This is a genomic window from Methylosinus sp. KRF6 (genome assembly GCF_018887255.1).
Taxonomy (GTDB): Bacteria; Pseudomonadota; Alphaproteobacteria; order Rhizobiales; family Beijerinckiaceae; genus Methylosinus; species Methylosinus sporium.
In genome coordinates, this window is record NZ_JAHLJF010000001.1 from 970,670 (window position 1) to 992,826 (window position 22,157).

At 64.0% G+C, this 22,157-nt stretch carries 17 protein-coding genes and 2 pseudogenes; 11 read left to right on the plus strand and 8 right to left on the minus strand.

Features of this window, described 5'->3' with window-relative positions; all coding sequences use genetic code 11:
• Nucleotides 1-2: 2 nt before the first annotated feature.
• Entirely contained in the window at nucleotides 3-359 is a 357-nt protein-coding gene (locus KP010_RS23205) for a transposase (protein WP_371824224.1), read from the plus strand.
• On the opposite strand, the gene accC is transcribed toward KP010_RS23205, so the two are convergent.
• The 6 genes from accC to lptG all read right to left on the minus strand — a co-directional run bounded on the left by accC (nucleotide 249) and on the right by lptG (nucleotide 7,251).
• Nucleotides 249-1,607, minus strand: a complete 1,359-nt coding sequence (accC, locus tag KP010_RS04680) for an acetyl-CoA carboxylase biotin carboxylase subunit (protein WP_142864729.1) — start codon at nucleotides 1,605-1,607, stop codon at nucleotides 249-251. The genes KP010_RS23205 and accC overlap by 111 nt on opposite strands.
• An 8-nt stretch (nucleotides 1,608-1,615) precedes the next feature.
• Entirely contained in the window at nucleotides 1,616-2,158 is a 543-nt protein-coding gene (gene accB / locus KP010_RS04685; RefSeq protein ID WP_216280497.1) for an acetyl-CoA carboxylase biotin carboxyl carrier protein, read from the minus strand.
• Nucleotides 2,159-2,164: 6 nt separating this feature from the next.
• Nucleotides 2,165-2,608: a type II 3-dehydroquinate dehydratase gene (gene aroQ / locus KP010_RS04690; protein WP_142864728.1), complete on the minus strand. Its 444-nt coding sequence runs from the start codon at nucleotides 2,606-2,608 to the stop codon at nucleotides 2,165-2,167.
• A gap of 100 nt (nucleotides 2,609-2,708) precedes the next feature.
• Nucleotides 2,709-3,500: a DsbA family protein gene (locus KP010_RS04695; protein ID WP_142864727.1), complete on the minus strand. Its 792-nt coding sequence runs from the start codon at nucleotides 3,498-3,500 to the stop codon at nucleotides 2,709-2,711.
• A 47-nt stretch (nucleotides 3,501-3,547) separates the two neighbouring features.
• Nucleotides 3,548-6,037, minus strand: a complete 2,490-nt coding sequence (locus tag KP010_RS04700; RefSeq protein WP_343219813.1) for an LPS-assembly protein LptD — start codon at nucleotides 6,035-6,037, stop codon at nucleotides 3,548-3,550.
• Nucleotides 6,038-6,165: 128 nt separating this feature from the next.
• Nucleotides 6,166-7,251 (minus strand): LPS export ABC transporter permease LptG, encoded by a 1,086-nt coding sequence (gene lptG, locus KP010_RS04705; protein WP_108915888.1) that lies wholly within the window; start codon nucleotides 7,249-7,251, stop codon nucleotides 6,166-6,168.
• A 431-nt stretch (nucleotides 7,252-7,682) separates the two neighbouring features.
• On the opposite strand from lptG, the gene KP010_RS04710 reads away from it, so the two are divergent.
• The 4 genes from KP010_RS04710 (at nucleotide 7,683) to KP010_RS04725 (ending at nucleotide 14,137) form a co-directional block, all read left to right on the plus strand.
• A complete protein-coding gene (locus KP010_RS04710) occupies nucleotides 7,683-8,735 on the plus strand; it encodes an acyltransferase family protein (protein ID WP_142864725.1) in 1,053 nt (350 codons plus the stop codon).
• 238 nt (nucleotides 8,736-8,973) lie between these two features.
• Complete coding sequence (locus tag KP010_RS04715; RefSeq protein ID WP_142864724.1) at nucleotides 8,974-9,642, plus strand: TetR/AcrR family transcriptional regulator; 669 nt, start codon at nucleotides 8,974-8,976, stop codon at nucleotides 9,640-9,642.
• Nucleotides 9,643-9,832: 190 nt separating this feature from the next.
• The gene (locus tag KP010_RS04720) at nucleotides 9,833-10,951 is read left to right on the plus strand and encodes an efflux RND transporter periplasmic adaptor subunit (RefSeq protein WP_253203541.1); all 1,119 of its coding nucleotides are present in this window, start codon (nucleotides 9,833-9,835) and stop codon (nucleotides 10,949-10,951) included.
• Nucleotides 10,952-10,975: 24 nt separating this feature from the next.
• Nucleotides 10,976-14,137 carry an efflux RND transporter permease subunit gene (locus KP010_RS04725; RefSeq protein ID WP_216280498.1) on the plus strand — a complete coding sequence of 1,054 codons (3,162 nt, stop codon included), beginning with the start codon at nucleotides 10,976-10,978 and terminating at the stop codon, nucleotides 14,135-14,137.
• A 369-nt stretch (nucleotides 14,138-14,506) separates the two neighbouring features.
• On the opposite strand, the gene KP010_RS04730 is transcribed toward KP010_RS04725, so the two are convergent.
• The gene (locus KP010_RS04730) at nucleotides 14,507-15,442 is read right to left on the minus strand and encodes a LysR family transcriptional regulator (protein ID WP_142864680.1); all 936 of its coding nucleotides are present in this window, start codon (nucleotides 15,440-15,442) and stop codon (nucleotides 14,507-14,509) included.
• A gap of 121 nt (nucleotides 15,443-15,563) precedes the next feature.
• Between KP010_RS04730 and KP010_RS04735 the strand changes: the two genes are divergently transcribed.
• Together KP010_RS04735 and KP010_RS04740 are read left to right on the plus strand one after the other, a co-directional pair.
• Nucleotides 15,564-16,304, plus strand: coding sequence for an SDR family oxidoreductase (locus KP010_RS04735; RefSeq protein ID WP_142864678.1), 741 nt, complete (start codon nucleotides 15,564-15,566; stop codon nucleotides 16,302-16,304).
• 38 nt (nucleotides 16,305-16,342) lie between these two features.
• Nucleotides 16,343-17,244: pseudogene (locus KP010_RS04740) on the plus strand (SDR family oxidoreductase).
• 682 nt (nucleotides 17,245-17,926) lie between these two features.
• Here the strand turns inward: KP010_RS04740 and KP010_RS04745 are convergent.
• Complete coding sequence (locus KP010_RS04745) at nucleotides 17,927-18,418, minus strand: transposase (RefSeq protein WP_142864677.1); 492 nt, start codon at nucleotides 18,416-18,418, stop codon at nucleotides 17,927-17,929.
• An 11-nt stretch (nucleotides 18,419-18,429) separates the two neighbouring features.
• Between KP010_RS04745 and KP010_RS04750 the strand changes: the two genes are divergently transcribed.
• The 4 genes and pseudogenes from KP010_RS04750 to KP010_RS04760 all read left to right on the plus strand — a co-directional run bounded on the left by KP010_RS04750 (nucleotide 18,430) and on the right by KP010_RS04760 (nucleotide 22,140).
• The gene (locus KP010_RS04750; RefSeq protein ID WP_142864676.1) at nucleotides 18,430-18,819 is read left to right on the plus strand and encodes a TniB family NTP-binding protein; all 390 of its coding nucleotides are present in this window, start codon (nucleotides 18,430-18,432) and stop codon (nucleotides 18,817-18,819) included.
• Nucleotides 18,820-18,910: 91 nt separating this feature from the next.
• A complete protein-coding gene (locus tag KP010_RS04755; protein ID WP_185966642.1) occupies nucleotides 18,911-19,315 on the plus strand; it encodes a hypothetical protein in 405 nt (134 codons plus the stop codon).
• Between the two features lie 2 nt (nucleotides 19,316-19,317).
• Nucleotides 19,318-19,725, plus strand: a pseudogene (locus KP010_RS23210) (TniQ family protein); the annotation flags it as partial.
• Between the two features lie 348 nt (nucleotides 19,726-20,073).
• Nucleotides 20,074-22,140 (plus strand): hypothetical protein, encoded by a 2,067-nt coding sequence (locus KP010_RS04760; RefSeq protein ID WP_253203544.1) that lies wholly within the window; start codon nucleotides 20,074-20,076, stop codon nucleotides 22,138-22,140.
• Nucleotides 22,141-22,157 lie beyond the last annotated feature (17 nt).

Genomic DNA, 22,157 nt, shown 5'->3' on the forward strand with positions numbered 1-22,157 from the left:
CCATTCTCTTCCGATCGGGGGGAGACGCCGGAAGCGCGACCCGCGTAAAGCGCGGGCGACCGCCGCGCGATCATCGCCGCGTCATCGACGGCGTGCTCTGGATCGCGCTGACCGGCGGCGCCTGGCGCGAGCTGCCGGCCGAATATGGCAATTGGAGCTCGGTCTACCGGCAATTTCTGCGATGGTCAGAGGGGCGGCCGATGGCGCCGTCTGCGCGCTGCCCGGCCGGCGAGCGGCGCGCTGACGCCTCAAAAGCCCGGCTCTATGCCGCCCGTCGCCAGAAAATGCTCGAGCCAGTGAATGTCGTAGACGCCATTCTGGACATCGGCGTTGCGCACCAGCGTGCGGAACAGCGGTAGCGTCGTATCCACGCCGTCGATGATGAACTCGTCCAGCGAGCGCCGCAGCCGCATCAGCGCCTCGGTGCGGTTGCGGCCGTGGACGATGAGCTTGCCGATCAGCGAATCATAATTGGGCGGGATCGTGTAGCCCTGATAGGCGGAGGAATCGACGCGCACGCCGACGCCGCCCGGCGGATGGTAATAGGCGATACGCCCGGGCGAGGGCCGAAAGCTCGACGGATGCTCGGCGTTCACGCGGCATTCGATCGCATGGCCCCAAAACCAGATGTCCTCCTGCCGCAGCGAGAGAGGCGAGCCGGCGGCGACTCTGATCTGCTCGCTGACGAGATCGACGCCGGTCACGGCCTCCGTCACCGGATGCTCGACCTGGATTCGCGTGTTCATCTCGATGAAATAGAAGGAACCGTTCTCGTAGAGGAACTCGATCGTCCCGGCGCCGGCATAATGCATCTCGCGCATCGCCTTGGCGCAGATCTCGCCGATCTCGGCGCGCTGCTCGTCATTGAGCGCGGGCGACGGGCTCTCCTCCCACACTTTTTGGTGACGGCGCTGCAGCGAGCAATCGCGCTCGCCGAGATGGATCGCCTGCCCTTTGCCGTCGCCGAAAATCTGAATCTCGATATGTCGCGGCTTGTCGAGATATTTCTCGAGATAGACGGTGTCGTCGCCGAAGGCGGCCTTGGCCTCGGCGCGCGCGGTGGCGATGGCGGAGTGCAGCTCGGCCTCGCTGCGGGCGACCTTCATGCCGCGGCCGCCACCGCCGGAGGCCGCTTTCACCAGCACCGGATAGCCGATCTTCGCGGCGACCTTCGCGCCCTCCTTCCCGTCGGCGATGGGGCCGTCGGAGCCGGGCACGCAGGGAATGCCGAGGCGCTTCGCCGTCGCCTTGGCCTCGATCTTGTCGCCCATCAGGCGGATATGCTCGGCCTTGGGACCGATGAAGGTGAGGCCGTGCTCGGAGACGATCTCGGCGAAACGGGCGTTCTCCGAGAGAAAGCCATAGCCCGGATGCACGGCGTCGGCTCCGGTGATCTCGCAGGCCGACAGCAGCGCCGGAATGTTGAGATAGGATTCGCGCGCGGCCGGCGGGCCGATGCAGACCGATTCGTCGGCGAGCTTCACATGCATGGCGTCGGCGTCCGCCGTCGAATGCACGGCCACTGTGGCGATGCCGAGCTCCTTGGCGGCGCGCAGAATGCGAAGCGCGATCTCGCCGCGATTGGCGATGAGGATTTTGTCGAACATCGCGCGCCCTACTCGATCACGAGGAGCGGTTCGCCATATTCGACCGGCTGTCCGTCTTCGACCAGAATGGCCGTCACCACGCCGCCCTTGGGGGCGACAATGTCGTTGAAGGTCTTCATCGCCTCGATGAGCAGCAGCTTGTCGCCGGCGGTGACGCGGGCGCCGACCTCGACGAAGGGCTTGGCGTCCGGGCTCGGCCGCAGATAGGCCGTGCCGACCATGGGCGATTTCAGCGCGTCGGCGTGCTCGGCCGCCGCGGCGGGGGCCGGCGCGGCAGGTCTGGCGGCGGGCGCCGGCGCGGCGACAGGGGCCGGCGCATAGGCTGCGGCCGGCAGAGCGATGGTCGCATGAGCAGGCGCCACGACGGCCGGCGTGCGCGCGGCGCGGATGCGCAGATCGCCCTTCTGGACCTCGATCTCGGTCAGATCGCTCTCGCCGAGCAGGCTTGCGATCTCACGCAGCAGCTCGGTGTCGACGCCGGCGGCTCCGGCGGCGACTTTCGGTTTTGCGGCAGTGGTGGAAGGGCGACGAGTTTGGGCTTTGCGCGCCATGATTGCTCAGGTCTTTCTTTCTTCTCGATCGAACAATGCGTCCAGCGCCAGAACGTAGGAATCGGCTCCGAAACCGGCGATGACGCCGCGAGCCACTGGCGCGATGAAGGAGTGACGCCGAAAATTCTCCCGCGCATGAACATTGGAGAGATGCACTTCGACGACCGTCGCTCCCGAGCCTTTGATGGCGTCATGGAGCGCGATCGACGTATGGGTGAAGGCGCCGGCGTTGAGGATCACCGCCGCGCCGATTTTGCCCGCCTCCTGAATCCAGTCCACGAGGTCGCCCTCGTGATTGGACTGCCGGAACACGAGATCGAGCCCGCGGGCGGCGCAAATCTCGGCCAGCCGAGCCTTTATATCGTCGAGCGTCGCGCGGCCGTAGACATCGGGCTCGCGCGTCCCGAGCAGATTGAGGTTTGGACCGTTGAGAACATGGACGGCGGGCATGAGGGTCCTGAACGAAGGGCGGGTCCTGAACGAAGGGCGCGCGCCGCCCCGCGGGGCCTCTTCTAGCCTCATTGCCGCCGCGAAGGAAGCCCCGCCCCCGTCAGCAGACCGTCTTGCCGCATTTGCGCGTGTTGTCGATCTTGGCTTTGAGCTGCTGATAGCCGACCGCGCCGACGATCACCTCCTTGCCCAGCACCCAGGACGGCGTGCCGCTCAGATTGAGGCTGTCGGCGAGCTCCATGACCTCCTTGATGGACGCCTTGGCCTCGGGGCTTTTGGCGTCCTTCTCGAGCTTGGCCGGATCGGCGCCGAGCTCCTTGGCGACAGCGACTGCCTGCGCCTTGCCGACCGCGCCGCGCGTGTTGAGCAGCTTGCGATGGAATTCGTAGAATTTCTCCGGCTTCAGCTGCAGGCGCGCCGCGCCGGCGACCTCGGCCGCCTCGACCGAGCCGGCGCCGAGCACGGGGAAATCCTTCAGCACGACGCGCAGCTTGGGGTCGCCGTCGATGAGCTTGGCGATATCGTCCAGCGCGCGTTTGCAATAGCCGCAGTTATAGTCGAAGAACTCGACCAGAGTGACGTCGCCCGCCGGATTGCCGATCACCGCCTGATTGGCGGAATTGAACAATTTATCCGCGCCCTGAGTGACCGCCTTTTGCCGCGAATCCGCCTCGGCGACCTTCTGGCGGCGCTCGAGCTCGTCGATGGCGTCGCGAATCACCTCAGGATTGGCGATGAGATAATCATGGACGATTTTCTCGATCTCGGCCTTTTGCGGGACCGCGAGCTCGGCGCGCAGCGGCGTGGCGACGGCGGCGAAGCCGACCGCCGCGACGGCCGCGGCGCGGACGAGAGCGCCGAGGTCGAAAATTTGGGCGAGCCGCAGCGACATGGCAATCTCCTCGAAGGGTTCGGAACGTCCTCTTCGACGTTCGCGCGTCAGGGCTGGGTGCGCACGCCGTCGTTGAGCTGAAGCGAGCCGAGCCCGTAGTTGAATTTGGCGTCGCCGAGCGTGCGCAATTGCAACGACACCATGATGGTCTGGTTCCGCGAGAGCCCGGTCGAGGTGTTCCCTTGGAAGACCGACGAATAATTGACGGAGACGGTGGTGCATTCGTCGTGGTAGCCGCCCCCGAGGCCCAGCGCGGCGACCGAGAACAGCGGCGCCGATCCGGTGATCGTGCTGCCCGTCAGCGTGATATTCGTCGCCGGCGAGACGGTCAAGGAATTGTAGAGATAGCGGCTCATGTCGAAAGTGGCGGAGCCGGTGAGAAAATAATTCTTGGTGATGTCGTAGCGGCCATTCACCGACATGCCCTGGCGGCGCTGGTCGAAGCCGATCACCGGCTGCGACGCGTAATTGGCGTATTGCAGATTGACGGTGAGCGGATCGAGCTTGAACGAGGCGATGACGTCTATGCGGCGGCCGCGCAATCCGTCCGGATCGAACCGCCCCTTGCCGACGATGCTGAAGAACGACGAAGGCGCGATGGCGAGACGGCCGACCCAGTCCGAAGTACGCGTGTCGAGGCCCGAAGAAAGGCCGACATTGGCGGCGTCGGCGGTGGAATAGCCGTTCTTGCCGGCCAGCTGCCGCGACTGGCCGACGAGGGCGTTGATGAAGCCGCCATTGGCGAAGGTCAGCGTGCCCTGCCCGCCGTAATTGATGCGCGTGCCGGTCTCGAAACGATCGTAGCCGGAATATTTGCTCCATTCGAACAGGTTGGAATCGTCGAAGACGAGGCTCTGCGCGTCCATGTTGACGAGCGAGGGGATCGACGACTGGTTCGGCCGCGCCACCAATTGCGCGATCGGCTCGACCACGAGATCGCCGAGATTGCTGCGCGCGAGAATGGGATAGCGCCATTCGACGCCGCCGCCCGGCGTCGCCTGTCCCCGAAACACGCTGTCCGCGCCATTGACGAACAGCGACTGCGCAGAATTGGGAATCGGCTGCCCGACGCTGTTGTAGGCGGCGTAGGAATTCGTCGAGTCGTAATTGAGATAGGAGCCGGTCACGCGGGTGAAGGCGAAGGGCGTCCAGGCGCCGCCGATCGGGTCGATGAAGCGGCGCTGCCAGGAGGCCATCGCCGTCGCATGTTGATAGTCGCCGCCGACGCCGCGCAGCAGGCAGCCGCTCTTGTACGGATCGACGGAGGGCGAGTAGAGCTGGCAGACGTTATAGAGGCCATAGAGCGAATCGAGCGTGCGCGGCTGGATCGACTCGTAATTGGCGATGCTGGCGGAGGTGCTGGTGAAATTGGCGTCCAGCGTGATCTGGCCGCCGATGCCGAAGGTCTTGGCCGGGTCCACGGCGAAAGAGCGATTATAGTCGAGCAGAGGATGCACGACCGGCTGCTGCGCCTGCACGTCGCTGGCCGACAGGCCCTGGAAGTAATAGCCGCGCAGATCGAAATAGCTGCGCGGCCCCTGCCCGGTCAGATAGACGGTCGAAGACGCCTCGCGGAAGAAGTAGTTCTGCAGGAAACTGTTGTACTGCTTGTAATCCTGCAGGAAATAGCGGTCGCTGAGCACGGTGGCGTCCCAGCCGAAGCGCCAATAATCGTTGATGGCGAATTCGCCATTCGAATAGATCGAGCCGCGCCAGCGCTCGTTGCGCGCGCCATAGGGCGCGATGGTGAAGGCGCTGGGGTCGCTGACATGCGTCCCCTCGGCGCGGATGACATAGGAGCCGTTCTCGAGCCGATGACGGAACTCGGCCGCGAGGAAGGGGCCCTGCCGCGTGAAGCCGGTCGGCGTGATGGTGAGATCGTAATCGGGCGCGATCGCCCAATAATAAGGCACGCCGACGCCGAAGCCGAGCTGCTGGCGATAGGTCAGCTGCGGGTTGAGAAAGCCGGACTTGCGCTTCACCGACGGATCGGCCGACCAGAAATAGGGGACATAGGCGATTGGCGTCCCGAACAGTTCCAGCGAGGCGTCCTCGTAATAGATCACCTTCTCGTCATTGTCGTGGATGATGCGCTTGGCGTGGACGGTCCACAGCCGGGGCTTGCTCGGATCGTTCTGGCAGGCGTCGCAGGCGGTATAGGCGCCTTGCTCGAAGGTCGTGACCTCGCCCACGCGCTCGGCGCGCGGCGAGGTGAAATGCGTGCTCTCGGCGCTCTCGACCTGCAGGCTGTCGATAAAGCCGTTCTTGAAGTCGTCGGTGAAGTCGAAGCGATCGGCATAGGCGATCGATCCGTCCTTCTCGGTGAGCTTGGCGTGGCCCTCGGCGAAGACGCGCTGCGTGTTGCGGTCATAGACGACGCGGTCCGCCTCCAGCACCCGGCCCTTGTAGAAAATCTGCACGGAGCCGCGCGCTGTGACGACGTTACGGCGCTCGTCATAGGCGAGCTCCTTGGCCTCCACCACCATGCGCTGCGCGCTCTCGGGCGGCGGCGCGGCCAGCGGCTGCGCGCGACCCACGACCGGGGCCGCGACGAGAAGAACAGCGAGGGCCGGAGAGAGCCGGGAAAGAAGGCGCGACAACGCCGGCCCGGAGCGGATTCGCTCCGGCCCCGGCCTAGATTCGCGAGAGCGACGACGGGACTCCATCAGCCGTCCTCCGAATGCAGTAGAACGAGCGCACCCAACATGCTTCCGACGAGAGCAGGCGACCAAGCAGCGACCAGCGGGCTGATGACGCCCGCGCCGCCCAGATCGGAAAAGATTTTCGAGCCGATATAAAGCACGAAGCCCGAGACGACGCCACCCGAAATGGTCCGTGCGATTCCGCCAAATCGAAAGAATCTTAATGAAAAGGAAGCGGCGACGAGAACCATGGCGACCAGCAGCAGGGGCCGCGCAAGAAGCGTTTGAAATTGCAGCGTGTACCCGGTCGGGTCGAGGCCTGCGTCGCGGCTGCTGTCGCCGAGCCGCGGCAGATCCCAGAAGGGAGCGCCCTGCGGCGGCGTCGCCGCCGAGGCGAGCTGCTCGGGCGTCAGATCGGTGGCCAGAAGATAGGAGCCGACGGCCCGCGATGCTTCGCCCGGGGCGCTGACGCGGGCGTCTTCGAGCACGAAAACGCCGGCGAGCAGCCGCGCCCGCGCCGCCTCGACGCGCTCGAGGAAGACCCCGTCCTTCTGATAGACATTGACGCTGACGCCATCGAGCGCGAGGCCGCCGGCCCGCACATCGACCGCATGCATGATCGCCTGACCGTCGACGCCATTGAGGCGGAACCATTTGCCGTGATCGATGCGCACGCTGCCTTCCACGCCGAACAGATCGAGCTCCATCTGGTCGGAGCGCATCTTCATCATCGCCGAGACCGGATTATAAAGTGTGACCGAAACGATCCCGATCGTCGCCGCGACGAGCGCCGGCGGCAGCAGGAACTGCCAGACCGACATGCCCGAGGCGCGCGCGACGACGAGCTCGAGCTTGCGGGTGAGGTCGACGAAGGTCGCCATGGAGCCGAACAGCACGGCGAAGGGGAGAATCAATTCCGCCGTCGCCGGGACGCGCAGCAGGGTCATCAGCGCCACAGTGCCGGCGCCCGCCTGCGGAATGTCGCCGGCGCGCCGCAGCAGCTCCACGAAATAGACGACGAACATGAGACAGAACATGGCGACGAAGATCGCCATGATCGTCTTGGTGAATCGCGCGGCGAGATAGCGCGTGATGGTGACGCCGATCATCCGACCCTCGCGCGCGAATCGAAATCGGAGAGGCGGAACGAGGCCGGCACATGTCGCGCAGAATCGATCGCCATCGCCTGTCGTCGCCCTCCCCCCGATGCGCCCTGCCGACGCGACCTGTTCCGCACCGCTTGGCTAGACGCTCCGACGGCTCGGCGCAAGCCGAGGCCGGCGCGAGGGTCGATCGGCGCGGTCGATCGAAGCTGCCCTGCCCTCGAGGCTTTTCCTGGGCGAAGCCGCGCCGCCCCCGCCTCACCGGCTCGCGCGCTCTTCGACCGAAGGGTCGATGCATCCAACCGAGAATTCGTCGACCTCCCCTGACGCGCGCCTCTCGCCCATCGTTTCGTAACCTTCCGCCGCTAGCTTGCGAATTTGCTCGACGAAGCGCGCGCCTCCTGCGCCGCCCGCCAGCCGCATAGAAATGGGCGTCGATGCGAGAATCTCGGATCGCCTGGGTCGACAATGCAAAAGGAATGAGCGTCATCCTCGTCGTCATGATGCATTCCGCGCTCGGCGTCGGAGAGGCGATGGGGGACGAGGGGCTGCTGCATTGGATCGTGGCTTTCGCCAAGCCGTTTCGCATCCCCGGCTTTTTTTTCATCGCCGGGCTTTTCCTGTCCCGCGGAATCGATCGCGACTGGCGCGCCTATCTCGATACGAAGCTCGTCCATTTCGCTTATTTTTATTTTCTGTGGCTCTTCGTCCAATGGCTGTTCAAGAGCGGACTGTGGTCGGGAGCCGATCCGCTGAACGCGTTTCGGCAATTGGCGCTCGCCACGATCGAGCCGTTCGGCACATTGTGGTTCATTTATCTGCTGCCGATCTTTTTCGTCGTCGCCAAGCTGCTACGCGGCGTTCCGCCGCCGATCCTGCTGCTGGCGGCCGCGCTGCTGGAGACCGCCCGCATCGAGAGCGGCTGGACCGCGCCGGACGAATTCGCCGCTCGCTTCTTCTTTTTCCTGGCCGGTCATATGTTGGCGCCGCAGGTCTTCGCCCTGGCCGAATCGGCGAGGCGGGCTCCGCGCGCGGCGCTGACATGGCTGCTCGGCTGGGCTGCGGCCGAAGCCGCATTGGCCTTCTCGCCGGCCCCGATCGCCGGCTATTCCACGCTCGCATCGCTGCCGCTGGTGAGCCTCACGGCCGGCTTGGCGGGCGCGGCGGCCGTCATCGCCGGCGCCGCGCTCGCCTGCGATCTTCCGGCAATGGGATGGCTACGCTATTGCGGCGCCAATTCATTGGCGATCTATCTCGGATTTTTTCTGCCGATGGCGGCCGCGCGTAAGCTCATCCTCGATCATGATCTCGTCGCGAATGTGGACATGGCCTCGCTCATCGTCACGCTGACCGCGGTAGGCGGCCCCCTGCTCCTGCAAAAAATGACGAAGCGCGGGCGATTTCGCTTTCTCTTCGAAAGGCCGGCATTCTTCCGGCTCGCGGCGAGATCTCGCGAGATCGAGCGGGACGCCCGCCAGGAGGCTCTCTGAGCTCCGATTTCCGACCCTGTTCGACGAGGGAATAGTCCATCGCTACGCGGTGGTCGTCGAATGATCGCGGACTCCGAGAGAGGCTGCGGTCGAGATCCGAGCCGACCAGCGTCGAACAACCTTGGTCTTTCCGATCTGCCGATAGCGCGAGCTTGCCCGCATTTTCTTGAGCCGAGGCTCTTGACCCGGTAGCTCATGCGCCGTAGGTATGTGTGCACATACTTACATACGAGGCGACATGCACTCCGACGATATGGTCCGCAAGCCGCGAGCCCGCGACCGCCAAGCCACTCGCGACGCTCTGATCGCGGCCGCAGCGACGGCGTTCGCCGAATGCGGCTACGAGGGAGCGACGACGCGCGCCATCGCCGACGCCGCAGGATGCTCGGAGGCCCTGATCCAGCGATATTTCAGCGGCAAGGAAGGCCTGCTGCTCGCGGTGCTCGACAAGGAGCACGACCGCTCCGACGCGGCGCTCTTCCTGGGGCGCCCGCTTTGTCCGACCATGGCGCAAGAAGCGCGCGAGATGCTCGTGCATTCGGTCGAGAAAATCTCGGAACGTTCGGACCGAATTCGCATCGTGATCTCGAGAGCCCTGCTCGATCGCGCCTTCAAGGCGCATTTCAACCGCATCTGGATCCGTGAAGATATCAGGAGCGGCCTCGAGTCGCGGCTCGCTCGCTACCTCGACGCTGGAATCGCCGAACCCGATCTCGATGTCGGCTCCGCCGCCGAAATGCTGCTCAGCCTGGGCTTCGAGCTGGGTTTCGTCCACCGCGAGGTTCTCGAGACTTCACCCGAAATGACGAGGCGGCTTCTGGAACAATTCGCGGAGATGTTCGGTCGAGCGGTTTCGGCGCCACCCTACCGCGGGTCTCCCGCGGAGGCCCAGAAAGGCAAGGAATGAGGGCCTCGGCTGCTCCGAAGCCCTACGACGAAAAACGCCATGTTTTTCCCCACTCTCTCGAGCGAAGCCGCACATGATCCCGACGCGTCACCGAGTCCCTTCGTCGCCCTCGATCGTCACGACTCCTGAAGCACGGATTTCGCGCTCGGCCGCAGCAGGCCTGTTCGGCGCTTACTTCGCGCTGCTTTCTATGGCGGTCGTCGCGAGCTGCGAACGAGCGCTGGCCGCAGAGCCGGCGCGTCCGCCTGCGCAGGCGGGCTATGTCGTCGTCCATCTCCAACCGATCACGCGCGTGACGGAATTGCCCGGCCGCACGACCGCCGTCCTGACCGCAGAGGTGCGGCCCCAAGTCAATGGGGTGGTCCTGAAACGGCTGTTCGAAGAGGGCAGCGAAGTCAAAGAGGGCCAGCAACTCTATCAGATCGATCCCGCTCTCTACCAAGCATCCTATGACAGCGCGGTCGCCACATTGGCGCGCAATCGGGCGACCTATCAAGCGGCAAACGCGAAAGCCACTCGTTACAAGTCGCTGTCCGCCATGAAAGCCGTGAGCAAGCAAGACGTCGAGGACGCCGTGGCGACAGCGCAACAAGCGGAGGCCGATATCGCAATCGCCCAAGCGAGCATCTCCCAGGCGAAGATCAATCTTTCCTATACGAAAGTTCTGGCGCCCATCTCCGGCCGCATCGGCCGATCCACAGTCACGCCGGGCGCGCTCGTGATCGCCAATCAGAGCAATGTTCTCGCGACGGTCACGCAGCTCGACCCGATCTATGTCGACGTGACGCAATCGGCGACAACGCTATTGCGTCTGCGGAAGGCGCTGGCGAGCGGCGGGCTCGAAAGCGTCGGCCGTGGCGCGGCGAAGGTCACTTTGAAGCTCGAAGACAACAGCACATATGATGTCGCGGGAAAGCTGCAGTTTTCGGAAGTCACCGTCGACGAGGGGACGGGCACGGTTCTCATGCGGGCGATCTTCCCCAACCCCAAACACCTCCTGTTGCCGGGCATGTATGTGCATGCCTCCCTTCAGGAAGGGGTGGATAGAAACGGCGTTCTGATACCGCAGCAAGCCGTCTCCCGCAATACGCATGGAGACGCGACCGTCCTACTGATCGGAGACGACAACAAGGCGAGCCTGCGCATCATACAAACAGGTCAAGCGATCGGCGATCAATGGATCGTCATCGGCGGCCTTCGCGCGGGCGAGCGCGTGATCGTCGACGGATTGCAGAACATACGTCCCGGCGATGTCGTTCAACCCATTGCGGTCGAAGACGCGGCAATCCGCGCCGACAAACGGTCCTGACGTTTCGCCGCAAGGATTCCATCGATGTCACGTTTCTTCATCGACCGTCCGGTCTTCGCATGGGTGCTCGGCCTGATCGTGATGCTGCTCGGCGGCATCTCGATCTTTCGGTTGCCGATCGCGCAATATCCCAGCATCGCTCCGCCGCAAATCTCGATCACGGTCACCTATCCGGGCGCCTCCGCTCAGACGGTCATGGATACGGTGGTGAGACCCATTCTCCAACAAATGTCGGGCCTCGATGGCTTGGAATATCTACTTTCGACCGCCCAATCGAATGGATCGATGGAAATCGACCTGACATTCGCGCAAGGCACGGATCCGAACATCGCGCAGGTGCAAGTTCAGAACAAGCTGTCTCTCGCCCAGCCGAATCTGCCGACCGAAGTCACCCAGCAGGGGATCAAGGTCAACAAATCCGTCAAAAGCTTCATGTTGATCGTCGGCGTCTATTCCGACGACGGCGCGATGTCGGCCGTCGACATCGACGACTATGTCTCTTCCAACCTCAAGGATCCGTTGACGCGCATCACCGGCGTCGGCGACTTCACCTCGTTCGGGTCCGAATACGCCATGCGCATCTGGCTCGATCCGGACAAGCTCAACAAATATTCGCTGACCGTCGGCGATGTCACGAGCGCGCTCACCGCGCAGAATGTGCAAGTCTCGTCAGGAGAGCTCGGCGGACTGCCGGCCAGCAGGGGCAATCGGCTCGACGCCGCCATCATCGGGCCGGCCCGGCTCGAAACGCCCGAGCAATTCGAGAACATCTTGCTCAAAGTGAATCCGAGCGGCTCACAGGTGAGATTGATGGACGTCGCGCGCGTCGAGATCGGCGCGCAGTCCTATTCGACGGCATCGCTCTATAATGGCAAGCCCTTCGGCGCTCTCGCGCTCAAGCTCGCCCCGGGAGCCAACCAGCTTTCCACGGAAGCAGCCGTGCGCGCCGAGCTGGACCGCCTCGAAAAATTTTTCCCTCCCGGCCTGAAGCTCGCCTATCCGCTCGACACCGAGCCCTTCATCACGCTTTCCATCGAGGAGGTGGTGAAGACGCTTTTCGAGGCCGTCGCGCTGGTCTTCGTGGTCATGTTCGTGTTCCTGCAAAACTTTCGCTCGACGCTCATTCCGACGATCGCTGTGCCGATCGTGCTGCTCGGCACATTCGGCGTGCTCGCCGCTCTCGGCTATTCGATCAATACGCTGACGATGCTCGCAATGGTGCTCGCCGTCGGCCTCCTCGTCGACGACGCCATCGTCGTCGTCGAAAACGTCGAACGGCTCATGAGCGAAAAGGGATTGTCGCCGCGAGACGCCACGCGCGCGTCGATGGACGAGATATCGGGAGCGCTCGTCGGCATCGCTATGGTGCTCTCGGCGGTGTTTCTGCCTATGGCCTTTTTCGGCGGCTCGACCGGCGTGATCTATCGTCAGTTCTCGGTCACGATCGTGTCGGCGATGGCGCTCTCCGTACTGGTCGCGTTGATTCTCACTCCGGCGCTCTGCGCGACGCTGTTGAAAGAGCCGGCGCGGGAAAGCGGTCCGAGGGCCGGCTTCTTCGCATGGTTCAATCGCGCATTCGCTCGACTCACCGAGCGCTACAAGAACGGCGTCCACAATCTGATCGCGCGTCCGCGCGCGTTCATTATGATCTTCATGGCGATCACCATGGCGGCGGTCGTGCTGTTCAACCGAATCCCGACCGGTTTTTTTCCCGACGAGGATCAGGCGCTGCTCTTCGGCCAAGTGACGATGCCGCCTGGAGCCACCGCCGAACAAACGGCGGCATTGAACAAGCAGATGGCCGATTATTTGCTGACCGCCGAAAAGGAGAATGTCGAATCGGTGCTGACCGTCTCGGGGTTCAATTTCGCCGGTCAGGCGCAGAACGCCGGCTTCGCGGCGATCAAGCTGAAGGATTGGTCGGAAAGACCGAGCCCCCGACAGAGCGGCGCAGCCGTCGCCGGCCGCGCGATGCAACATTTTGCCGGGAGTCGCGACGGCCGAGTCTTCGTTTTCCAGCCGCCGGCGGTGATGGAGCTCGGCAATGCGACGGGCTTCGACCTCCAGCTCGAAGACCGGGGCCAGCTCGGGCGTGAAAAATTTCTCGCTGCGCGCAATCAACTGCTCGGAATGGCCGCGCAGGATGTTACGCTTGCCGGCGTGCGCCCGAACGGGCTCGAAGACGCGCCCCAGTACCGGCTGAAGATCGACCGCGAAAAAGCCAATGCGCTCGGCGTCTCGGTGAGCGACCTCAACGCGACCATACAGGGCGCTCTCGGCTCGCAATATGTCAATCAATTCCTGCGAGCGGGACGTGTGAAGCAGGTCTATGTCCAGGGCGACACGGCTTCGCGAATGTCGCCGAGCGACCTCGCGCGTTGGCATGTGCGCAACTCGTCGGGAAAAATGGTTCCGTTCGACGCCTTCCTCGACGGCGCATGGACATTGGGCCCACAAAAAGTGGAAAGCTACAATGGTCTCACATCCTTTGAAATTCTCGGCGCCCCCGCGCCCGGCCACAGCACTGGCGAAGCCATGGCGGCGATGCAACGCCTCATCGAGAAGCTTCCTCCGGGAGTCGGCTACGAATGGACCGGCCTCTCCTATGAAGAGCAGAAATCCGGCTCGCAGACAGCCGCGCTCTACGCCATCTCCCTGACGGTCGTGGTGCTCTGTCTCGCCGCTCTCTACGAGAGCTGGGCGATCCCTCTTTCCGTCATACTGGTCGTTCCCCTCGGCGTCATCGGCGCGATCACGGCGACATTGAGCAGCGGACTGGCCAATGACGTCTATTTTCAGGTCGGCCTGCTCACGACGGTCGGCCTCGCGGTGAAGAACGCGATCCTCATCGTCGAATTCGCAAAAGCGTTCTTCGACAACGGAGCAACGCTGGCGGAGGCCGCGATCGCCGCCGCCGGCGAGCGGCTGCGGCCGATTTTGATGACCTCCATCGCCTTCGTGGCGGGCACTCTGCCTCTCGTCTTCGCGACCGGCGCCGGTTCGGCCAGCCGCATCGCGATCGGCACGGCGGTCGTCGGCGGAATGCTCAGCGCGACGCTTCTGGCGATTTATTTCGTACCGGCGTTCTTCGTCACGGTCTCGAGCGCTTTTCGGGTCAGACCGAACGGAGCTGTCGAGCCCCGAGCTCCCGTGACGCGGGACATATCGAGCGAGCATTCATGGTGAGGCAGCCCATACAAAACGCAGGCCTCGATGAGCCGGCAATGAAATGCGAAGACGGCGCCGATCGCCGCGATCCAGAGATCGAGAAGGGCGCGCTGAGCAGACCCGAGGCCGCGAACATGGAATTCGGCCCCGCACCGATACGCCGCGAAGGCGACGGTCGTCTTTCCGAATAAGCGCGGGAGGCGCGCGGAACAGCCCGAGGACCATCGATGGGACGAATTTTCGAGAAGATCGGGCGATCCGGCTGCGCCATCGAAGGTCCGCGTCGGATCGAAATCGGCGGCGGCGCCTATCGGAGCGGGAATCGCGTGGCGGGCCGCGACCGATGAAGATGGGCACTATTCCTACGCCATAGCCACCCGAGGTACGCTATAACTCTCCCATATCAATGGTCTCTTGCCTGGATGTGGCCATCGATCTGAACTGTTCTGCCATCCAGTCGATCACGACCCGCAGGCGAGGAGACAGTTGCCGGGTGTGGGAATAGAGAACATGGACCGGCAGCGCGGATGGCGGGAAGTGCTGTAGCACCTCGATCAGCTTGCCGGCCGCCAGTTCGCCCGCAACGCGATAGCGAGGCACCTGGATCAGGCCGAGTCCCACGCAAGCTGACGCGACGTTGGTTTCGGCGCCGGTCACGGTGATGAGCGAGGGTAATGCCAAGCGGCGATATAGGCCATCGACCAGGAAATCGAACGGTGCGACTTCGGGTGCGTCGGGCGCATAGAAGCCGACCATGCGATGTCCGTCGGCTTCCAGCGAGTCGATCGTTTTGGGTATGCCGAACCGGCTGACATAGCCCGGACTGGCGAAGGTGCCGCGCTCCAGCGTCGCCAGACGACGACGGATCAGGACGCTGTCCACGGTCAGTTCGCCGGCGCGCAACATGCAGTCGAACCCTTCGCGGATCATGTCGAGCGCCTGATGCGCCTCGCCGATGTGCAGGCGGATATCCGGGTAGGCCTCCAGAAAGCGCGGCAGGCCGGGCAACAGGAAATGGCGCGCCTGCGTGCCATGCACGTCGATCCGCACCAGACCGGACGGCTTGGCTCCGGTGAATCCCGCCTCGGCATCTTCGAGATCGGCGATCAGGCCCACGCAGCGCCGATAATAGGCTTCGCCGTCCAGCGTAGGGCTGACTTGGCGCGTGGTGCGTTGGAGCAGCCGAACGCCAAGCCGAGCTTCCAGCACTTTGACCGCATCCGTCACGGAACTGCGCGGCAATCCCAGATCCTCGGCCGCCTTGGTGAAACTCCTGCGCTCTACAATCCGGGTAAACGCGCGCATCGCATCGAATCTGTCCATAGCCACCCCATTGTTCGACTGTCCGGATAGTGATGTCGCTTTATGGATGATTATCCGGGCGCAGGAACTGGGTAAATCTCTCGTCAGCCGCCGATCACCGGCGACGAAAAGGAGAACGTCCATGACCGACACCATCAACAAGGTAGCGATCGTCACCGGCGCCTCTGGCGGCATTGGCGCAGCGATCGCGGAGCGCCTGGCCCGCGACGGCTTCACGGTCGTCGTCAACTATGCCGGCAATGTCGCTCCCGCCGAAGCGCTGGTGGCGAAGATTGAGGCCAATGGCGGCCGGGCGGTCGCCGCGCAGGCCGACATCGCCGACCCGGCCGCCGTCGCCCGCCTGTTCGATACCGCTGAAGCGGCGTTCGGCGGCATCGACGTGGTGGTGAACAACGCCGGCGTCATGCAATTGGCCACGATCGCCGAAAGCGACGATGCGCTGTTCGATCGCCAGATTGCGATCAACCTGAAAGGTGTGTTCAACACCCTGCGCGAAGCCTCGCGCCGCCTGGGCAACGGTGGCCGGATCATCAACATCTCGTCCAGCGTGACCGGCCTGCTCCAGCCCACCTACGGCGTCTATGCCGCGACCAAGGCGGCAGTCGAGGCGATGACCAGCGTGCTGACCAAGGAACTGCGCGGCCGCAATATCACCGTCAACGCTATCGCGCCGGGGCCGACCGCCACCAAGCTGTTCCTCGACGGCAAGCCGCAGGAAGTGATCGACCGCCTTGCCAAGCTCGCCCCGCTGGAGCGCCTTGGCCAGCCCGAGGACATCGCCGCGGCGGTCGCCTTCCTCGCCGGCCCGGACGGCGCCTGGATCAACGGCCAGACGCTGCGCGCCAATGGCGGGATCATCTGATCACCACTTCAAGCGCCCCTGATCGAAAGGATTTTGCCATGACCAAATCTGTCATCCTCGTCACCGGCGCGTCCTCGGGCTTCGGCCTGATGACCGCCCGCGCGCTCGCAGAGGCCGGACACATCGTCTACGCTTCGATGCGCGAAACCCAGGGCCGCAACGCGCCGCAGGTTGCCGCCATCGCCGACTGGGCGGCCGAACAGAAGGTGGATCTTCGCACCGTCGAACTCGACGTCCAGTCCGATGCCTCCTCGGAGGCGGCGGTCGCCCGAGTGCTTGCAGATGCAGGGCGGCTCGACGTTGTCGTCCACAATGCCGGGCACATGATGTTCGGCCCGGCCGAGGCGTTCACGCCCGAACAATATGCCCAGCAGTACGATGTCAACGTGCTCGGCACGCAGCGGGTGAACCGCGCCGCGCTGCCGATCCTGCGCAAGCAGGGCAAGGGCCTGCTGGTCTGGGTCGGCTCGTCCTCGACTCGTGGCGGCACGCCGCCGTTCCTCGCGCCTTATTTTGCGGCCAAGGCGGCGATGGACGCGTTGGCGGTGTCCTATTCCACCGAGCTTGCGCTGTGGGGTATCGAGACGACGATCATGGTGCCGGGCGCCTTCACCAAGGGGACCAACCATTTCGCCCATAGCGGCGCCCCGGCAGACGCCACGCGCGCTGCTGAATATGAAAGCGGCCCCTATGCCGGCATCTCCGACAAAGCGCTGAAGGAGCTGGCCAGCCTCGAACCCGCCGATGCCGATCCGGCCGAGGTGGCGCGGGCGATCGTTCAAGTGGTCGATACGCCGTTCGGCAAGCGACCGTTCCGCGTCCATGTCGATCCGTCGCAGGACGGGGCGGAAGTGGTCAACGCCGTTGCCGACCGGGTACGCCGCGCGAGATGTACCGCAATATTGATCTAGGGGCTCTGCTCAGCCCCCGAGTCGTCTGACGATCTCTATCCGGGCAGGTGGCTGGTGCGGAGAACCGCGCCGGCCGCCGCATCGTTTGCAATGCTGATTTAATTGTGAGCGCTCGGCCGCATGTGAGACGGGGAACGCCAATTCTGCGATCCAGCCACCTTTGGCACGCTATGCTACGCTACTCTTTGCTGGCGGGCCACGCCCGATAGCGATGAGCACTATATTTTCGCTGTGGCGCTATGACCCGGGATTTTGTACTGGCTCAGACACCAAATCCTAGGGCGCCGTTAAAAGCGCTCAAAGTCAAAGGTCTTCATGAATTTCCGTTCGCCAAATCTGAAGGCTCGCGCAAAATCTCTAATCCTCAAGTGGTTCGACGAGGGCAGCCAACCACCTGAAATGCGCGGCAAACTCGCGTCGGGCGTGGACCGCTTCGTCGACGAGATAGCCAATCGCAACTCTTGGTCGGAATGCATGACGATCCTGCTTGGCGATCACTCGGCTCCCCACTTCCAGGCTTCAGGCCAAGGTTGGCGCGTGGCCCCCTGCCAGAAGGGGCTGGCGGTGAGCACAGTCGTTCCGGGATGGGGTTTCGGCTGGCGTACGGCCCTCCGCGACGAATACGCCTACGACGTACTCTCGTGGTTGGGACATTACGCGCGTCAGTACATCCATCGTTCGCATGTAGCTAGGTCGTGTGGACGAATTGTATCACGCAAAGGCCAGCGGCGAAACTGACGATCGATCTGAAGTTTCGTTCCGTCTTTTCGCATCGTAGGGCGACCCTTTTGAATCGCTTGAGCCGGCCGAAGCCTTGTTCGATGCGAGCGCGAGCTTTGTAGAGGGCCTTGGCGAAGAACTTGGGCGCTCCTTTTCGTTGGCCTTGTGCGGGATCACGGGAGCGATGCCCCGCTTCCTCGCCGCCTCGCGGTTCGCCTTGCTGGCATAGCCTTTGTCGCACACGACGGCGCGAGGCTTCATATCGGGTCCGATATCGAGCAGGGTTTCGAAGTGGCGCGTGTCGGAAGCCTCGCCGCCGGTCAGGTCGAAGCCGATGATCGTTCCCGAGGCATCGGCTTTCGCGTGGATTTTCGTCGTGAAACCGCCGCGCGAGCGCCCGAGCGCTTGCCCCTCTTGCCCCCTTTTGCGCCAGCGGCGGAGACGTGAGCGCGCACGATCGTCGATACGACGCTGCCTATGCATGGCTGACCGGCATGTTCGAGGAGCACGGGACCGGCAACGAGGCGACGGCCGGCCTGCTGTACGGCATATCGGGAACGGGAAAGTCCACGGTCCTCAGACGTTTCACCAAGAAATTCGGCGGTCCGTTCCAGACGGCGTCGGGAATCGAGCGCCCCGTCGTGCGCGTCGTCACGCCTCCCAACTCGCAATTGGGCGATTTCCACGACGCGATCCTGACCGCTCTCGGCGCCGGCGATCTATCGATGGGCAAGGCCCGCGGACAAGAAACGCGCCGTCATCGCCCAGCTCGCCACGCAAAAGGTGAAGCTCCTGATCCTCGACGAATTCACCCACGTCGTCGAGGACAGGACCGAAAGGTTCACGAAGAAATTGACACGCTAGATCAAGGAGATCGTCAGTGAAAACATCTGCCAGGTCGTCCTCGCCGGCACCGAGAAACTGGTCGCCGTCCACGCCCAATACGACCAGATGAGACGCCGCAGCGCCGGCGACATGATGATCACGCCGTTCGACTGGGGGAACGAAGACGACAGGAAGGAATGGATCGCGATCGTCGGCGAGTTCGGCGAGGCGCTCGACCTGAAGCCAGCCGACTCGTTAAGGGACGAACGGATGGCCGAACGCCTGCACAAAACCAGCAGCGGGATTCTCGACCACTTGGCGAAGTTCCTCTTCCGCGCGACATCCATCGCCTACGACGAGGATCACGAGGTGATCACAGAATACGATCTCTGGGAGGCGTTCGAGCGCATGCGTCGCGGAAATTTCACCGCGAAAAATCCATGGAAGCAGCCGCCGTGGAAATCGGTGAAGCCTCGACTGCTTCCCGATGAAGACGCGGAGGAGTCGAACCTCTGGTCACGGAAGAAGCCGGCGAAAAAGAACGAGGTCCACTGACGATGGCAAAGTCCAAGATCACGTCGCCACGATGGCCCTATCCGGGTCGCGTTCCGCACCACGCCGACGAGCCGGCCTACGGATTGCTCGTCCGCACGGCCTACCACAACGGCTCGCGCCTGATGTACACCGTGTTCGAGAAATACGGACTCTGCAAGGGTCAAACCGTGTGGGACGTCGATCCCGACATCGTCGCCCGCTTCTGCCAAGCCGATCTCGTCGATGGCGGCGCCGACGCCGTGCGCGCCGCCAGTCCGCGCGTCGACCCGAAACATGTCGCCATCTTCGACGAACGCTTCCTGCGCGATCAGTTCAGCGTCCTGCATCGTCGCTGGTGCCCCGCCTGCCTCGAGGAAAAACCCTATCATCGCGTCTGGTGGGACACCCCCTATGTTTCCGCCTGTCCAGACCACGGCATAAGAATCGTCGAAAACTGCGGATGCGCCAAGCCGCCCAAGTGGCGCCGATCCTACCCGACGAGCTGCACGGAAGGCCACGACTTCCGCGAAAGTCCGCGCGAGCCGGCGCCGCCGTGGGAGATCGCCCTCAGCCGCTACATTCGCGACCGCCTGCTCGGCCGCCCCCGCCCTGGCGACGCCCTCCTCGACAGCCTCCCCTCGCTCGGGGACGCAATCGCCGCCCTCGACCGCATCGGGCAAGCATCGCTCGACGAAAAAGCAGGCCTGATGAAGCTACGTCGAGAACTTGGACGCGCCGCAATCGCCGCGGAAGGATACCGCATCATCGCCGGCTTCCCCGTGGAATTCGAAAGGCTCCTCGACCGGCTCGTCGCCGATGACGGCAAGCAAAAGCACGACCGTCGGTGGGGTGTCGAGAAAGCCTACGGGAACTTCCATATTTGGGTGGGCGAGCTGCCCAAGGACAACGCCTTCGGCGATGCCTTGCGCTCCGTGATACGCGACCACGCGCGCGCCAATGTCGTCATAAAAAGCGGTCACGCGGTCGCCGGCGGCGCCGCGTTCGACCTTCCGGGCATCGACATGGCCACCGCCGCACGCGCCATGGGCGTCACATTCGAACGCTTTCGACCGATAGCCTCGGCAACCGGGCTCATTCCTGGGGATTCCTTGAGAGGCCGACCGGCCCGGCTCGACGCCGACAAGGTCGACGAATTGGCGGCCAAGCTCAAAGGCAACAAGAGCAGGCAGCAGATCGCCAAGGAACTCGATATCGCGCCCCTCGGCGTCGCAAAGCTCATCCGCGCCGGCCTCATTCCCGCGATCGTCGACGGAAAGACCGACCGGGAAAACAGATTGAACATCTGGATTCTTCCGGGAGCCGCCGCCTGCGATCTCGTCGAACGTCTCGTCGCGGGTAAACCCGCCTCCTCGGGAGAGAACGAAGACCTCATACCGATCACCATCGCCCACAAGATTTTCCGGCGCCCGCTTTCCGAGCTCCTGCGGCTTGTCCTCGACGGGACGCTTTCAATCCGCGCCGTCGATCCGGGCGCAAAGGGACTGAACCGCGCGTTGGTTTCCAAATCCGACGCCACGGCGATGCCAGGCCGGCCGCCCCGCCCCGGTCTGTCGCCCTATGAATTCGCACGGGAGATTGGCCTCCACGCGGACACCGTGCACCAGTTGATCGCGAACGACGCCGTCCAGACCGAAGCGACCGGACGCGTCCGCCGCATTGTCGACGGAGAGGCCGAGCGATTCCGCGCGACCTACGCGACGACGACCGCTCTCTCGAAGGAGTTCGACCTTCCCAAAGGCCGATCCGTGATGGCAGTCCTGAACGCCGCCGGCGTTCGTCCCGCCTTCCCGCGGCCGTCGTTTCGGCAGGTCATCTACCTGCGGGCCGACGCGGAGCCGGCGCTCGCCGCCGCCGTTGCCGAAGCCGCCCGGAAGAAGAACTCTCCCCTGCCCGCGAATGGGCTCGACCGTTACGATGCCGCGCGCCGAATGGGGCTCGACGCATTCGTCGTGACGCGGCTCGTCGCGGAGAAACTGCTTCCCGCCTACAAGCTCCCGCGCGGATTCATCGTCGCGCCCGATGACGCCGACGCCTTCATGCGGGCCCACGCCACGTCGACCGAACTGGCGAAGCGCATGGGGAAGAAGCGGGCGGCGGCGTCCATCGCCGTCCTGAGACGCGCCGGCGTCGCCCCTGTCGTCGGGCCGCCGACCTGCTCCGTAACGCTCTATCCGCGGACTGCGGCCGAGGAAGCCATCGACGCCCACATTGGGGCAGGACTCCTGATCGCCGAGATCAACGAGCAGGAAAGCGCGGAGCCGGTCCTTACCGCCATCGAGGCGAGCAAGGAGATCCGCGCGATGCCTTGGATGCTCGGCCAACTGGCCGACGCCGGCTTCCTCGAGCGCCGGCGGCGCGGTCGCGGACTTCCGTTCACCCGCGACAGTGTTGCGCGCTTCAAGAAGGCCTACGTCCTCGCCAACGAACTCGGCGCGTTGATCGGACGGCCCGACGGGCGCAAGGGCGGCAAGACGATGACCGACCTTTTGACGGATCTCGGCGTCGAGCCCGTTTGTCGGCGCCCGGAATTCCAGACCTTCGTCTTCCGGCGCGACGAAGCCGTCGAAGCGCTCGCGCGGCACTTCGCGACGCAGGCCGACAAATGCGCCAGCGATACGGCGACCGCCGAGGCGCGCGCGAAACTCGTCACGCTCCGGGAAGCGCAAAGGCGGCTCGGCATATCGTCGAACATGGGGAGTTCGCTCGTCAGGGAAGGCTTCCTGCGCGTCGAAAAGCATCCCTCGACCATCCTCGTCTCTCCGGACGAGATCGCCCGCTTCGCCGCCGCTGACGTGCCCCTGAAAAATCCCCCCAGCATCGATTAGAGTCCGGCCGATTGCAG